12 protein-coding genes are annotated in these 15,859 nt (G+C 39.9%); 4 read left to right on the top strand and 8 right to left on the bottom strand.

The genetic code is table 11. The features are described 5' to 3' along the window. Positions 1-38: 38 nt before the first annotated feature. Genes MKX97_RS01750 through hutU form a run of 4 tightly spaced genes read right to left on the bottom strand, consistent with a single transcriptional unit; the run spans position 39 to position 5,711 of the window. Positions 39-1,202, bottom strand: coding sequence for a M20/M25/M40 family metallo-hydrolase (locus tag MKX97_RS01750; protein ID WP_342536779.1), 1,164 nt, complete (start codon positions 1,200-1,202; stop codon positions 39-41). An 18-nt stretch (positions 1,203-1,220) separates the two neighbouring features. Beyond that, positions 1,221-2,486, bottom strand: a complete 1,266-nt coding sequence (gene hutI / locus MKX97_RS01745; protein WP_342536777.1) for an imidazolonepropionase — start codon at positions 2,484-2,486, stop codon at positions 1,221-1,223. A gap of 48 nt (positions 2,487-2,534) precedes the next feature. After that, positions 2,535-3,962 (bottom strand): YjiH family protein, encoded by a 1,428-nt coding sequence (locus MKX97_RS01740; RefSeq protein WP_342536776.1) that lies wholly within the window; start codon positions 3,960-3,962, stop codon positions 2,535-2,537. Between the two features lie 24 nt (positions 3,963-3,986). Further along, on the bottom strand, positions 3,987-5,711 hold the full coding sequence (gene hutU / locus MKX97_RS01735; protein WP_009766417.1) for a urocanate hydratase: 1,725 nt from the start codon (positions 5,709-5,711) through the stop codon (positions 3,987-3,989). Between the two features lie 356 nt (positions 5,712-6,067). Between hutU and MKX97_RS01730 the strand changes: the two genes are divergently transcribed. Next, entirely contained in the window at positions 6,068-7,774 is a 1,707-nt protein-coding gene (locus MKX97_RS01730; RefSeq protein ID WP_342536775.1) for a sigma 54-interacting transcriptional regulator, read from the top strand. 229 nt (positions 7,775-8,003) lie between these two features. Here MKX97_RS01730 and MKX97_RS01725 read toward each other — a convergent pair whose 3' ends face one another. From MKX97_RS01725 to MKX97_RS01715, 3 genes are all read right to left on the bottom strand, one after another. Then, entirely contained in the window at positions 8,004-8,639 is a 636-nt protein-coding gene (locus MKX97_RS01725; RefSeq protein WP_342536774.1) for a hypothetical protein, read from the bottom strand. A 346-nt stretch (positions 8,640-8,985) separates the two neighbouring features. Then, complete coding sequence (locus tag MKX97_RS01720) at positions 8,986-10,023, bottom strand: DUF418 domain-containing protein (RefSeq protein WP_342536773.1); 1,038 nt, start codon at positions 10,021-10,023, stop codon at positions 8,986-8,988. A gap of 422 nt (positions 10,024-10,445) precedes the next feature. Next, complete coding sequence (locus tag MKX97_RS01715) at positions 10,446-11,492, bottom strand: helix-turn-helix transcriptional regulator (protein ID WP_342536772.1); 1,047 nt, start codon at positions 11,490-11,492, stop codon at positions 10,446-10,448. Positions 11,493-11,659: 167 nt separating this feature from the next. Here MKX97_RS01715 and MKX97_RS01710 point away from each other — a divergent pair, with 167 nt between their 5' ends. The 3 genes from MKX97_RS01710 (at position 11,660) to MKX97_RS01700 (ending at position 14,240) form a co-directional block, all read left to right on the top strand. Then, complete coding sequence (locus MKX97_RS01710; RefSeq protein ID WP_078817533.1) at positions 11,660-12,793, top strand: class II histone deacetylase; 1,134 nt, start codon at positions 11,660-11,662, stop codon at positions 12,791-12,793. A gap of 403 nt (positions 12,794-13,196) precedes the next feature. Then, positions 13,197-13,619, top strand: a complete 423-nt coding sequence (locus tag MKX97_RS01705; protein WP_342536771.1) for a DUF1284 domain-containing protein — start codon at positions 13,197-13,199, stop codon at positions 13,617-13,619. Between the two features lie 60 nt (positions 13,620-13,679). Beyond that, the gene (locus MKX97_RS01700) at positions 13,680-14,240 is read left to right on the top strand and encodes a TetR/AcrR family transcriptional regulator (RefSeq protein WP_342536770.1); all 561 of its coding nucleotides are present in this window, start codon (positions 13,680-13,682) and stop codon (positions 14,238-14,240) included. Positions 14,241-14,350: 110 nt separating this feature from the next. Here the strand turns inward: MKX97_RS01700 and MKX97_RS01695 are convergent, their stop codons facing one another. Then, on the bottom strand, positions 14,351-15,853 hold the full coding sequence (locus tag MKX97_RS01695) for a long-chain-fatty-acid--CoA ligase (protein ID WP_342536769.1): 1,503 nt from the start codon (positions 15,851-15,853) through the stop codon (positions 14,351-14,353). Positions 15,854-15,859 lie beyond the last annotated feature (6 nt).

The raw sequence follows: 15,859 nt of genomic DNA, 5'->3' as shown, positions 1-15,859 counted from the left end.
TGGATTAAATGAGGATATTTCCAATTTATCTATCTAATTTATTTCTGGCTTTCATACCATTGCTGAATTAATGCTGCTGTCAGACGCCCTGTGTTTGTTAAATTTTCTTCACTAATACACTCTCGGAACGAGTGAATGTTTTGGAAGCCATTTCCTAATGTTAAGCAAATTAGGCCATTTTCATTGAGCACATTAGTATCTGCGCCGCCAAGTGTTTCAGTCAAGTACGGCTTTACTTTAATATTCTCCGATGCATTCAAAACAGTTTGAGTTAATATATGATCTTCAGGAATCGAGAAGCCGCTGTACTTTTTCTCAATTGTTACTTCCACTGAACCACCTCTGGCCTCCACGGCCTTTCGCATCGCATCTTCCATATGCTTTAACTGTTTATCCAGTTTTTCTTTAGAAAAGCTGCGCACTTCACCTGCAACTGTTACCTCTCCTGGAATAATAGACGTAAGTTCTCCGCCTTCGATAACACCAATGTTTGCCAATGTTTCTTCATCAATTTCACCTAGGTTGATGTCCAATAAACCTGCTGCCGCTAAAATAAATGCGTTATTACCTTCCTCTGAATTCAGCGCAATATGCGCGGCATTGCCTTTTATTTTCATCCAGATCCTGCTGCTATAAGGTCCTTTCAAAATGGTTTGCCCTACATCGCCACTGCTGTCAAATATATAGCCAAATGTACTTTTGGGTCTGCTGTAATCTAAATAACGCGCACCCACGAGACCAGGTTGTTCATTGACCGTTAAGACAAGCTCGATCGGTCCATGCGGAATACCGCTTTCAATTACTGCACGAACCCCTTCAATATAAGCAGCTAATGCAGCGCGGTCATCTGCTCCGAGAATCGTCGTGCCGTCCGAATAGATTACACCATCTTTGATGACCGGCTTTAAATCTTTAGTGGGGAGTACTGTATCCATGTGAGTGGAGAAAAACAATGGAGGTACAGATGAATCCGTCCCTTCTTTATAAGCAATCAAGTTTCCTACCTCTCCATCAAAGTTTTTATGTGCTTCATCAAACTGAAGTGTAAATCCTAGTTCGGGTAAAGCGTTTTTTAGAAAGTCAGCCACTTTCTGTTCTTTTCCACTTGGTCCGTCAATTTTCGCCAGCTCTAAAAATAAATCCAACAACCGTTTTTCATTAACACAGTCTGCTGCATTGTTCTTCACTTGTTTATTCGTCATCCCAACATTCTCCTTTTCTCACTGTACTTTTGCGTGATCGACAACAACTTCCCCATCTTTCAGAACAGTTTCCACTATATTGGTACCGAGTTCATATGCGATATGGACATAAGAAGGAATAGACCAAATTTGAAGATCTGCTACCTTCCCTTCTGCAATTACACCACGATCATCTAAGTCCAGGGCACAAGCCCCACCATACGTGGCTGCTTTAATAGCCTCTTCGACGGTGAATTTGTAAAGTTTACATGCTAGATTGATAACGAATTGCATGGATTCTGTATAGCAGGCGGGACATAAATCCGTCGCTAGAGCGATATTCATCCCCAAGTCCAGCATCTTTCTAGCATCGAAAGGTTTCTTATGTCCCACGGCAAAATCTAGAGCAGGCATTAATACACCCGTAACCTTTGATTCCGTCAATTTCTCCATTACTTCTACTGGGGTATAATTCAGATGATCAACGGATACCATATTCATTTTTACCGCCAGGTCAGACCCGCCAATATAGGAGTATGCGTCCGCATGAAGCTTCGGCTTCATGCCATATTTCAATCCAGCGTCCAATATTTGTTCGGACTCTTCTGCCGTGAAATATCCATCATCGCACCAGGCATCACAGAATTCCGCAAGCTTGCGTTCACCGACCTCCGGAATCATTTCCTCGATAATAATACGAAGATATTCTTCTTTTGTTACCCCTTCCGGAAAGCCATGCGCACCTAAAAATGTATTGTAAACATCCACTGGGGTTTCTCTATCAAGACGGCGTCCCACTTCTAAGATTTTAATTTCACTTTCTGTCGTCAATCCATAGCCGCTCTTGCTCTCGATTGTCGTCATGCCGTAATTCAGCATGTTCATCATCCGTTTTTTGGATTGTTGAAACAACTCCTCTTCCGATGCATGCCGTGTTAATTCAATCGTACGATTCGGTCCTGTTGTAATACCTAGTCCTTCTAATTTCTTTTTATCGTCTCCAGCTAACTTTGCGGCGTACTCTTCCACTCGTGTACCGTTGAATACGAGATGCGTATGGGAATCTACAAATCCAGGTGCCACAACTTTTCCAGACGCGTCAAGTTGAAATGCATTATCCAGATCAATTGAATCGCTTCCCTCCCTTTCCGTGCCAACGCCTGCAATGCGACCGTCCTTCACCGCAATCCAAGCATCTTTAATGACGCCGAGCTCAGTCATCCCCTCACCTTTACAAGTCAATGCCTCAGCAGCATGGCGAATGACCAGGTCGACCTTGGTTTTTCCTTGCAGTTGATTCATCATAAAAACCTCCATTTAGACAATACAATAACTCTAAAATTGTAAACGTTTTCACAAAAACAGAAATGCTAACGGCGTCACAATAATTAGTGATAAGACCGTTCGAATAAACCAAAGAACCACAATCTCACGCATTTTAATTGGAATATCCGTAGATAATATGCACGGAATTAGTGCCGAGAAAAATAAAATTGTTGAAATAGAAATTGAAGCGACGATAAATCTAGTATGCAAACTAGCTTCTACAACCATCAATGAGGGTAAAAACATATCCACCAAATTGATCATGGCAGCTTTAGCAGCTAAAAACGGTTCAGGAATCTGTAAAATCCACGTTAAAGGTAAAAACAAATAAGCTAAATAATCAAACACCGGAGTATGATTGGCCAAAATTAAACCAAGAAGCCCTATAGCCATGACAGATGGCAGGATACTCATCGCCATTAACACGCCGTCCTTCAAAGTAGATAAGACATTGCTAAGTAGGCTTGGTGCATTTTGTGCTGTTACCATCGACTGATGCCACGCATGTTGAATTCTCTTTTCACTGATCACTTTCTCGGGCTGACCTTCACCCGTATAATAATCGTCTTGAATTTTGTTAATTGGCCACATCCTTACTGTAATACCCGTCACTAAAAACGTGACAAGAAATGTAAGCCAAAAATACAAGTTCCAAATTTCCATTAAGTCCAGTGTCTTTGCTACGACTACCATAAATGTAGCAGATACCGTAGAAAATCCGGTCGCAATAATTGTTGCTTCACGTCTTGAATATTTCCCTTCTTTATAAATCCGATTCGTGATTAAAAGACCGATAGAATAGCTGCCAACAAACGAAGCAACGGCATCAATCGCGGAACGTCCCGGCGTCTTCCATATCGGTCTCATAACTGGTTGCATCAGAATACCGATAAACTCCAATAATCCATACCCCACAAGAAGCGCCAAAAAGATCGAACCAATTGGAACCAATACCCCAATCGGCGTAAGAACTATCGAAAAGTAATATGGTCCCATGTCCTCTGCCAACAACCACTTTGGTCCAAATTCAAATAGAACCATAGCTGCTGAGATGGCGCCTAGTACCTTTAAGCAGGATAATGCTACTTCGATTTTTGTTTTCCTCCAGCTACCTGAGTAAAATGGAAAGGCAGCTCCTAAAAACATAATCAACAAGATGTAATACGATACAGCGGTCGGTACGGTATTCCTGATCCAAGTAACTAAATGATCTAAAGGAATGGAATTTTTCCCGTTAACTTCAATAGGAATAAAGAACATGAAAACGCCGATTAAACTAAAGAAGAAAAAGCTGAAGATATTTCGTACAGAATAAATATTCCCTTCTCTTTCAGCAGACGCATTGTCCACACTGTCGAAATCTTGTTTTACATCGTTCATCGGCTTCACCTGCCTTTGTTGTTTTCGCGACAAACAAGAAGGGAGGAAGTCAAACAGGTGCTTGACGTCCCCCACCCACTTCTCTAATAATCCTGTTACTTATGCTTTAGCGTTAGTTTTTTCCAGATCTTTTGGTCCGAATGTAGCCTTGCGCTCCCACCATAATGGAATTTGGATACTCTCATCCGTTAGATTTCCTTGCCCGTTCGCTACATCACGGGCTATCTCATATCCAGCCTGTGCGTGACGCACGACTCCAATTCCGGAATCTACAGTCATTGCAACTTCTAAACGCATATCGGATTCGGCTGTTCCATCCGCTACCATTGTTACACCTGTATGAACTGCTTCACCCATTGAGTAGTTCGCTTGGATTGCGATCAAATCACACATACCAACGGCATTTAATAAACCATTCAACATTGGCCAGTCTGAGATCAAGTCACTGCCATCTTTCATATTTTCAGATTCGAATGTCGGGTTAACGATTGAGCCTGAATCCAAATTGTCACGAGAGAACGCAACTGGTCCGGCCAACTCACCGCGGCGAATCATATCATTAACTTCTAGTGCAAACTTTTTACGTTGTCCAAAGCCCATGTAACAAATTCGTGCAGGTAATGCCTCAATCGGAATGTGCTCTTTCGCCAGCTTGATCCAACGCGTCACCAAGTAGTCATCTGCAAATTTCTCAAGAATCATGTCATCAATTTTACGAAGATCTTCCGCTTCTCCCGACATACATACCCAACGGAATGGTCCACGACCTTCACAGAACAACGGGCGAATATATTCTGCTACAAAACCCGGTAAGCGTTTCGCTTCCTTTTCATCCATTCCTGCGTCGATACATTCTTTACGATGGCTTGTTCCATATTCAAATGCGTGAACCCCTTCGTCCATGAACTGAATCAATGCTTTCAATTCACGAATCATCGTTTCGCGCCCCTTTTCCAAATACAGGGTACGATCTGTGTCGCGCAGTTGTTCAGCTTCTTCCACTGTTAACCCTGCAGGCAAGTATGAAATTGGGTCATGTCCCGGAGTCATGGATGTAGCAATATCTGGACGGAAGTCACTCTTCAGTACTTCTTCAAATACATCTGCAGCATTACCGACTACTGCGATTCCCAACGGTTTACCTGCAGCAGCATATTCTTTCGCTTTCTTGACTGCAGCATCCAATGATGGCGCTAATTCATCGATAAAGCCTTTTTCAATACGACGATTGATAATATCTACGTTGGAATCCACAAGGATACAAACGCCTCCGTGCATCGTCATTGCGCGAGTCTGGTTGCCTCCCATACCGCCTGCCCCCGCCGTCAGCAAGATTTTGCCGACAAGAGAATCATTGTAATGCAGGCGGGCAATAGCTGATAATGTTTCAAAAGTACCTTGAATAACTCCTTGTGTTCCAATATATTCCCAAGGTGCTGCTGTATAATTTGCATAAATTGTTAAGTTTTTATCTTGTAAATCATAGAATGTAGGCCAGTCAGCTTTCATAATATTTGTTGTTGCCATGACGACCGTTGGGGCATATTTATGAGTCTTGAACACCGCTACCGGCATACCTGATTGAACAACTAATGTTTCATCGTCTTCTAGATCTTTTAAAGATTGTACGATGGCATGGTAGGACTCCCAGTTACGTGCAGCTTTTCCGATCCCTCCATAGATGACTAACTCCTCCGGCTTTTCCGCATTTTCCATATTATTTTCTAACATTCGAAGGATTGTTTCTTGTCTCCATCCTTTACAGCGTAGTTCGGGCCCTCTTTGTGCTTTTACCGAATATAAGATTTCTGGTTTAGTTGTCATAATGAATTCCTCCTAGATTGATAGTTTCTGTTTCTCACATTTATATATTGCAAGTACCGTGCCAACTTCTAAAATATCAAAAATAACTTTTTAATATTTAATCAAAAGCTGATTGTATCAAGGTTTAAATCTAGTAAAACAGGATAAATCCTTCACTATGACCATCAGTCACTTTCAATTCTCACCTGCAGATATATTTTCTCTTTGCACCTGCTTTTCCCCCTAGTATTTTCTTGAGAATCCACTATTAAAGGCACTTTCTAGATATGCAGATATATTTTGCATGCAGATGCAGACTTTTCAGATATTTCTGTGATACAATAAAAATTGTTCACACAAAGGAGGGTTTGTTTTATATGTTTGCTAAAACAATAGGTTCATTGGTACGAAGTTTTGTTGATGGAGTTATTGTTCTTGATCATACGAACAATATTTTATGGTTCGATTTACAAGAGAATCTAACCTTTCCAATAGATCTCACTACCGATATTAAAAAGTTATTTAGACGGAATGATTTACGATTTATTGATAAGGAAGAATTCTATACAGAACTTCAGGGGCAGCCAATCCAAGTCTCTGTTAAGCAAATTGCGGAGCCTGAACAGTTGATTGTGTTATGTATTAAAGAATTTGCTTTCCAATTGGATAATAATGAAGCACGTCTGTATTGTTTGGAAAAAGTAATTGAAACAATCGATGAAGGAGTGATGATGAGTAATGGAGATGGTGAAATTACTCTTTATAACAAAGCGCAAGAAAAAATGGAAGATTTACAAGCACAGGAGATAATAGGAAAGCCTTTATGGGATGCCTATAACTATAATCCTCAATTCTCTGAGCACCGCCACGTATTCGATACAGGTAAACCTATATTTTCTCGTTATCGCGCACACTCGAAAGTAGGGGGTGTCCCAAAATACGTTAGCTATAGTACATATCCCATAAAAAAAGATGGGGATACCATTGGTGTTTTTTCTATCAGTACAAATGAATCGAAATTAAAGGATCAACTGTATCAAACGATTGAACTGAAGCGAAGTGTTAGCCAGCAACTGGAAGAAAAGACTTTCGCGAACAATGGAACGGTTTTCACTTTTGAAGATATTAAAGGAAAAAGTACTGTATTGAAGGAATTATTGAGAGAAGCGCAAGCTGTGTCCGTTCATAATACAGACACGCTTATCGTAGGTGAAACGGGGACCGGAAAAGAGCTGTTTGCACAAAGCATGCATAATCATAGCCCTCGCAGGGACAAACCCTTTGTCGCTGTTAACTGTGCTGCTATCCCAGAAAACTTATTGGAAAGTACATTATTCGGCACTGTCAAAGGAGCATTCACAGGCGCAACAGATCAAGTAGGATTATTTGAATACGCGGAGGATGGAACATTATTCATGGATGAAATCAACTCCATGCCAATGACATTGCAATCAAAACTTATGCGCGTGTTACAAGAACGGTTGGTACGAAGGGTAGGATCTAATGACGTAAAGCCCGTTCGTTGCACTGTTATTAGTGCGTCTAATGAAGATCCGGAAAAGATGATAGAAGAAGACCGAATGCGACTTGACTTATTTTATCGTATTGCGAATACCAGTCTCTTCATACCGCCTTTGCGTGATCGGCCAGAAGATATCTTATTTTTCATTCATTATTTCTTTGACACTTTCCAATCCAAAATGGGTATAAATGCTCCGCCAATCTCACCCATTTTACGAGAAGCATTACTTCGCTATCCATGGCCGGGCAACATTAGAGAGTTAGAGCATTTAATTCAAAATATCGTTATTCGAGTTACAGATGACTCAAAAGCTATCGAGATCCATCATCTACCGTCCTATATACGTGGCAAGATTTTAGTGGAACAAAAGGCGCTTGAAGGAGAAAACGAATCAAAAGCAAGCCGTCCAATTAAAAGTGCACTGAATCAGTCAAAAAAACAATTTATACAGTCTGCCCTCGAACAAACTGAATGGAATGTTTCAGCGGCTGCCCGTAAACTAGGTATTACTCGTCAAAGCCTGCAATATCATATTAAGAAACACCAATTAGAGAAACCATAAATAATCGTACGCAGACTAATTACCCCCCACTAAGGATTATAACAAAAAGAAACTACAGCCAAAACGTTAGCTTCAACGCTTTTTTATTAGGATAATTTCTAAATATGCCTGTTCGTGAAACAACCATGAACGTTTAAACAAACGCATTAGTTTCTTGCACAGGCACATATCATACTATTTCGACAGAAGCAGTTAAGATGAATTCTTTAGATTGGTATAAAAATTGCACTTATTTTTTTGGAAACAATGTATAGGACCACGAGTAAATAAAATCAACAATGAACGCAATACCCCAGATAACCCCAATTCCATACAGCATATCATTTGGATAAGGTGAATGTTGTGCATCCCCTACCTCCACCCAAGAGAGATCCATTAAGTACCCTTTCATTTCATCAAAACTATTCGTGCCCATAGACCAGAATATAGACTGCCCAATAATGAAGATGCCTAAATGAATGAGCGATGTAATCCGATATTTCTTCGCTAAATATTTAGGATTTTTATTTCGTTTCATGATCCTGTAGTCTTTTTCTGTCAACAGTTCAACGCCACGAAGCTTTCCGACAGTTTTCCTCATCCATCGATCCAAACGGATAAAATCCGCTATTCCAAACGTGAAGGCGTATGCAAGGAATACCATGATGACGATCAAAAATGTCGAAATTTCACCTGTATGAAAATATACATACAATCCAAGCAAAGCCTCGATAAGCAATAACGCAATGAAGGAAATAATAAAGATTATACTGAATTTGTCTTTGCTGAAAAAATAGCGAAATAGACCAAATAACAACAACGAGATTACAGATACTATCTCAATTGCAATAAACACTTGCCAATGATATGTAAGGATGAAGTCCATATGAATTTCCCCTGCCTTTCTTTAAAAATTAAATACATAGTGGTGGCTTTCCATATAACGTTACTTCTGACTATAATAGCATATTAGAGATTTTAAAAATATGTCTGTACAAAATAAACCTGAGTATTGATCAGATGCATTATCTTGCAGTGTTCTCTATCACCACCTCCTCTTAAATTCAACTGGAAGTGGATACCTCAAGCTCTTAACATATACAAAACAACGCAGAGGTATTAGCACCCGCTGCGTTGTTTCGATATTTGAATAACTCATTCATCAATTGACGAACGCGTTACTTTACATAGATTTACTCTTCACGCTATCACGATTTCTTTAAACCACATCATTATTTCCCCTTGATTGAAATCCACTTCCCGTAAGTCCCACAACGCCAAAGCCATTCCAATGGTCCATACTTAAATACTCTAAGCCATAATGATGAAAAAATGATCTGGACGCCCACTACAATTGCACAGGTAATAGTTGCTGTCAGATATGAAATCAATGCACCCGCCGGAACAAACGCTAAAATGCCAACCAATATAATCGATTGACCAATGTAATTCGTAAGCGCCATTCGTCCGAATGATTTTAAAGGGGACAACCATTTCCTTGCTAGTGGTTCAAGCACAACCAAAGAACTGATATAGAAAATAGAAAAAATCGTTGAAAATAACATGGACAAATCCGCAAATTCATAAAAAGAACGATTTCCTTCTGCTTGTGCTTCGGTTAATCCATGTCCCTCTATATAGGTTGATAATCCAGCATCCGGAGCATTCTGCCAAAGGAAAACTGTTAGTGCAATCGTTGCAATGAACGAAAGAATAAAAACTGCTAACCACTTTTTCTTATTCTTCGCGTATGATTCAAATACGTGATATTGCCCAAATGCCAAACCTAACAGAATGAGAGGTAAGGGTAATAACAACTTCACTCCGAAAAAACTCCCTATGATGACACCAGCGATCCCTAATATAAGGTTCACTTGTTTAGGTGCTTTATAAAATAAAAGGACAAGCATTCCGAAGATCGCATAAACCAAGAGGGCTTCGCCAGGGTTGATAATCTGATGAATTACGCCAAAGAAAAACAGAATCGCCATACGTCGAATAAAAAGGGGATATGGACGGTTGTTTTTCTCTTTAGCCCGTGATAAAAAAATCCAGAAGCCCACTCCAAATAAAAAGGAAAATATTGCGTAAAAACGCCCTTCTATAAATATATACAAAAAACGTTGAATCCATATATCACTCTGTTTTCCGGATAAATGAATACTCGAACTCCATAGTGCAAGCACATTTACAAAAGGAAGCCCAATTAAGGCAAATCCTCGAATTAAATCCAGGACATCGATTTGATCCATCGTCGTTGTTGGCTTCATTCTCATTCCCCTATTCTTTATCTATCTACAATCCTGTGTAAGAATAACTTATCTTTATCCATTTACACAAACGATACGAGTGAAATTCGCCAAGCCCCGAAACAGTATTAAATTCTATGACAATCAATATTTTGCAAAGAAATTCTTTTTTTGCACTACCGCCCCTATACGCTAATATGCAAGCCACCACTTACGTGCAAAGGAGCTGAATTTTTATAACGACACGATCAACATCCGAACTCATTCTAAGAGTGGCAACAACACCTTGTTAAATAAAGAACACCCCTATCATCATCGATTTCATTTCCAATGATGTTAGGAGCGCTTAATTCTTGATACAGCGACTATGTCTGTGACCTCTGAAAAGGAGAGTGGCTTCTTAAATGCAACGTAACAGGAAATCTTTCATACATCCATACATATCAATCCACTATACCCTCCAATTTATATATCAGGCTCGTTCTATTCGTAACATTGTACTTTGTATACATATTTCTCAGATGCTTTTTCACTGTGTTTATCGTAATCCATAGTTGTTTAGCAATCTGTTCATTTGTATATCCTTTTAAAACTAGATGATAAATTTCCAATTCCCTATTTGATAATTCTTTTTTGGGATGAGCAGCAGATCTCTCTTCTTCATCTCCCTGGTCATACAAATAAATCGTATATGCGCACAACAATGCACTTTCTTTTTCCTGAACCATCACTTTTATTTTCCTATTGTTAACATGGAAGTAATACGGACTTTCACTTTCATTTATATTGTCAGGAATCCTTGGCTGAATTGAATTATAAAAGAATTCTTCGACTGTCGAATTTGGGTCTATTTCCTTAATAATATATTGTGCAACTTTATTATAAAATGAAATACCCTGATCATGGCTAGCCTGAATGATACCGAGTTTATAATCTTTTTCCTTATTTATATAGAGACTTTTTGCTTCTATTTCCTTCGTCATCATTATATTCTTCACTAAATACTGTAGATGTATGGACAAGGTTTGCAGTATTTCCTTATCTTTTTGCGTGAACGGCATTTCCCCTTTGAATCTAATAAAACCGATACCACCATAGATAAATGTGCCATTGACAAAATAGACTACCATCTGATCAATGATTCTATGCGTCTTGATAAATTGATAATACATAGACTTCGCGAGGTCAGTTGGAATAGTTATCTCTTCCATCCGATACACCGTTTCTTTGTTACTTGTCAGCTTTGATACCAGTTTTTGGGGGTGCATTACATCATTCGCATTGTGGACTTCTTTATAATCTAAAATTAATTGGTCATCAAAGTTGAAAAACTCTAAATTATACATATTTCCTGCCGTATCGGCACGCCATAGCAGCGAATGATTAAACTGAAACATACTAGAAAGCAGAGCTTGAATTTTATGAGAGTCACAAAGAGAACTATTAATAAATTGTAAAATATTTTGATACTCCTTTGTTGAGAAATTCATAGCAATTCCTCCATATCTCTATGTTTTTCGTAGCCGATACTTCAATAAATATTTTGTTTCAACAGATTCAATGGCGAAGTTATCCTTTAGTGTAATTTACACTTGTCCGAAAATTTGAAATACTAGTTCCAGTACTAATATTATTCAAAATACAAGGGGGAAGTCAAATGAAAAAAACAGGATTTATCTATGATGAGAGTTATTTTTGGCATGATAACGGTTCTGGAGCTTTGCACTTAGCATCAGGAGGATGGGTTCAGAGTCACACATACGGGGAAGATCCAGAAACGAAGAGACGGTTTAAAAATCTAATGGATATTAGCGGATTGACTCCTCAACTGAAATCCATTGCCCCGCGTTCGGCCACCAGAGATGACATTGAGCTATTTCATCTGCCTAGTTATGTAGATAAAGTGAAACAGTTAAGTGCTGCAAACGGTGGGGATGCAGGACAAATCGCTATTGTGGGTAGAGGTTCATATGAAATCGCCCTATTATCGGCAGGCGGCGCAATGACTGCAGTGGATGCTGTTATGGACGGTGACGTTCAAAATGTGTACGCTTTGACAAGACCTCCAGGTCACCATGCAGAAGCACAAGAAGGTATGGGATTCTGCTTGTTCAATAATGTAGCCATCGCTGCGAAACATGCTAAGAAAAAATATAATTTGGAGCGAATATTGGTACTTGATTGGGATGTACACCATGGGAATGGCACAGAGCAAGCGTTTTATGATGATGAAAGTACGTTATTTATATCCATCCACCAAGATCGCTTGTTTCCCGCTGAAAGAGGTTATATAGAACATTGCGGGCAAGGTAAAGGCGAAGGATATAATGTGAATATTCCATTACCAGCCGGTACGGGAAATGCAGGATATATGCATGCATTTGAGAAAATTGTAGGACCTATTGTAGACCAATTTAAACCAGAATTAATTATAGTATCTGCAGGACAAGACCCTAGCTTCTTTGACCCACTAGCTAGAATGATGGTAACCGCTAACGGATTTTATAGATTTGCAGAGTTCATGAAAAAGTTAGCAGAGAAACATTGTGATGGTCGCTTAGTGCTATGTCATGAAGGTGGCTACAGTGCAGCATACGTTCCATTTTGCTCATTAGCCATCGTGGAAGCGATGAGCGAAATAAAAACTGAAGTTGATGATCCATTCATGGAAGGCTTTGGTGTTCCGGTGGAAACATTGTTTCCACACGAAGAACAGGCAGTTCAAGCAGTGATCGATCAACAATCGAAGTTTTGGAACTTTAGTGCTGAGAAGGTAGGTAACAGTTTATAAGTGATAATACCGAAAAACAAAACATTTTTGTATAACATTATATAGCGACAAAAGCCTTCTGATCATACTGATTAGGAGGCTATTTGTTATGCTTTTATATAATCTTAATCTATATATTGTACTTAATTGTTTGCGGAATACACTTCATTTTACCAACCGATATCCTCAACTTATACTTCCAATCTAAAGGAAAATTTTAATTGCGCTCAAAGAAGCTGGTGCTCTTGACGAAATTGAAAAAAACTCGTTACCAAAGTCAATAATTTATCGCTCCTCGCAAAATACTACTACCTATAAGATGAACAATACCCACCTCTGTAGATTTCATTCTTTCCTTAGATATGCTTAAATAATTATACAGTTACAAAAGGATGGACACTTTCACACAAAGAGGCGATATCAAATGATAAAATTACGCGGCCATCATATTTTTTGTTTATTGGGCTATCGCGGGATGGGCTACTCGGAAGAATACGCGGAAAATATGACGAAGATCCAGATCACCTTACGTACCCAGCCCGACACATTGATCCAAATTATCAAAGGTCCCGACGATTTATGTGCTAAGTTTCCTGAAGGACAGCCCTATCATTGCGAGGACAAAGGAATTTACGTGAGAGATTCAGAAATCTTAAAACGGCTCGGACTGACATTCAGTGATGTGCTGCCTTGGCGGGAAGTGGAGCGGCGTATTCGTGTGGAGATTCTGCCGTCCGATATCGCTACTATTTGCGAAACATGCTCTTGGCGTTCATTTGGGTATTGTGAGGAAGGTGTCGAGCGGGTTATCGAGTCAAAAGGATTAAAGAAAGTCGATAAAATGTGAGGTTAGACTCCACTCCTACTTCTCTGTATGATGGACATATTACATCTTAAGGAGAAGCCAATGACACGTGAAGAGAAGAAGAAAGCCAACCAACAACGTATGATAGATGCAGCAGTTCACTTATTTAGCAAAAAGCCCTTTACAGATGTCAGTATGCGAGACATAGCCAAGTACGCGGAAGTTTCGCCTGCACTGATTTATAAATATTTTGATGACCAACAACATCTTTACATGGAAGCGATAAAAGTGGAAGGGCAGAAATTAATTGGGAATCTAACGCCTTTCCATCAGCTCTCTGAACTAGTGGAACAGTATATCTGCTATATGTTTAAGGACGAAGTATTGTTCCAAATGATGGCGTACTTTATGTTAGAAGCGAACGAAAGAAGACCTACGATTCCGATTCACAACGAAATCGCGGGATTAATGAAGCTTTTCGAGTCAGCACTTAAGCCCCTCTTTCCAGTCGATACCAGACGAGAAGCCCAGTTGCTTTTTTCCACATTGAATGGACTGCTTATTACCTACAAGAATTATTCAACACTTACAACCGAACAAGCGTTGCACCGTATAAAATCTCTGTCCAAACTATATATAAGCCATTTGCAGCCAACTAACTAAACTATTTTAATCGCTAGACGTAAGAGCCGCTCAAAAAGTTGTTTTCATCCGACTTTTCGAGCGGCTCTTGTTTTTGTATAAAGAAAGCCCCTTCATTTTTCCTATTACACTTATTGAATAGAGACCATTTCCTTCAATCTTTGCTTTAGGATCTTCCCGACCGCGTTGCGTGGCAATTGATCTACAAACACTACCTCTTTCACAGCTTTGTAGGATGCTAACTTTTCCTTACTAAATTCTATTATATCTTCCACTGATACCTTTACGTCTTTAGCTTTCACGATGAAGGCTTTTGGTACTTCGCCCCATTGTTCATTCACCACACCTATGACCGCCACGTCCGCGACGGCTGGATGCTGGGCTAATGTTTGCTCAAGTTCTGATGAGTAAATATTTTCACCGCCGCTGATAATCAAATCTTTCAGTCGGTCCACGACATAGAGAAACCCTTGTTCATCAATATAGCCAATATCTCCTGTGTGGAATTCTCCGTCAATCACTGTACTCATATACGCTTCTTCATTTTTATAGTATCCGACAAATACTTGTGGTCCGCCGATAATAATTTCTCCTATTTCACCCTTCGGCAATGTCTCTTTGGAGTCTGTATCCGCAATTCGCAGCGTCCCATGCATAACCGGTTTACCCATGGAATCATATTTATCAGGATGTTGCGTTTCCTTCCAGAACGTTACAGCACCTGCATATTCCGTAATTCCATAGACTTGCTGAACCGGAATCCCCATCTCCCTAAACTGCAAAATGAGAGGAGCTGGAACAGCCGATGCCCCACAAGTGATGTTACGCAATGAAGAAATATCGGCGGAGACTGTTGGGTACGTTTTCAGAAGAAATGTCAACATGGCGGGCACAGTCATCATCGTTGTGATCCGTTCTGATTCAATTAGTTTCCAAGCTGCTGTCGGATTGAAATCTTCCATCAGAATCATGGCAGCACCTGTATGGACATTCGTGATTAACGGTGCCAAGCCTCCGATATGGAAAAATGGAGCTACCATCAGGAACTTATCACTCTCCCGCCAATCAATCGTATGGGACAAGCCTATGGACGTGGCTAAGAGATTATTATGCGACAATATTGCCCCTTTTGGTTTGCCTGTTGTCCCGGATGTATACATGATGAGGATTGGATCATTTCCGGTTGTTTCATATATAGGCTCTCTCGTCTTTTGTCCCCAAACGGAAGATAAGGATGGTGATGTGCTACTGGAAATATAATGGGATGCCGGGATCATTTTCTTCAGATCTTCAATAGTTGTCTGGAACACTTCATCGTAGACAATTAATTTTGCTTCACTATGCGAAAGAATATATTGCAACTCCTCTTTCCCTAGGCGCCAATTCACCATGACTGAAATAACTCCGATCTTTGCGGCACCAAAAAACGCGGCAATTGCCTGTTCATTATTTTTACATAGTATGGCCATGGTGTCTCCTTTGCTCAAACCTATTTCCCGCAGATACTCGGAAAACGAATTCGCCCGCTCATTCATCTCTTCAAAAGTAATCTTGGTATCGCCATGTATAAAGCCGACCTTCTCCCCCATCATTATTGCTCTACTGCGCAATACGCTTCCAATATTCATCTCCATCTCCCG

This window comes from Sporosarcina sp. FSL K6-3508, from assembly GCF_038615825.1.
In the GTDB taxonomy this organism is placed as follows: domain Bacteria; phylum Bacillota; class Bacilli; order Bacillales_A; family Planococcaceae; genus Sporosarcina; species Sporosarcina newyorkensis.
The sequence above is the reverse complement of the archived record's forward strand: the minus strand, read 5'-3'. Positions and strand labels throughout refer to the sequence as shown.

Coding starts and splice junctions, on each gene's coding strand:
- MKX97_RS01725 (WP_342536774.1), bottom strand. CDS start 8,639: ATGGACTTCATCCTTACATATCATTGGCAAGTGTTTATTGCAATTGAG.
- hutI (WP_342536777.1), bottom strand. CDS start 2,486: ATGATGAATCAACTGCAAGGAAAAACCAAGGTCGACCTGGTCATTCGC.
- MKX97_RS01720 (WP_342536773.1), bottom strand. CDS start 10,023: ATGAAGCCAACAACGACGATGGATCAAATCGATGTCCTGGATTTAATT.
- MKX97_RS01705 (WP_342536771.1), top strand. CDS start 13,197: ATGATAAAATTACGCGGCCATCATATTTTTTGTTTATTGGGCTATCGC.
- MKX97_RS01700 (WP_342536770.1), top strand. CDS start 13,680: ATGACACGTGAAGAGAAGAAGAAAGCCAACCAACAACGTATGATAGAT.
- hutU (WP_009766417.1), bottom strand. CDS start 5,711: ATGACAACTAAACCAGAAATCTTATATTCGGTAAAAGCACAAAGAGGG.
- MKX97_RS01695 (WP_342536769.1), bottom strand. CDS start 15,853: ATGGAGATGAATATTGGAAGCGTATTGCGCAGTAGAGCAATAATGATG.
- MKX97_RS01710 (WP_078817533.1), top strand. CDS start 11,660: ATGAAAAAAACAGGATTTATCTATGATGAGAGTTATTTTTGGCATGAT.
- MKX97_RS01715 (WP_342536772.1), bottom strand. CDS start 11,492: ATGAATTTCTCAACAAAGGAGTATCAAAATATTTTACAATTTATTAAT.
- MKX97_RS01730 (WP_342536775.1), top strand. CDS start 6,068: ATGTTTGCTAAAACAATAGGTTCATTGGTACGAAGTTTTGTTGATGGA.
- MKX97_RS01750 (WP_342536779.1), bottom strand. CDS start 1,202: ATGACGAATAAACAAGTGAAGAACAATGCAGCAGACTGTGTTAATGAA.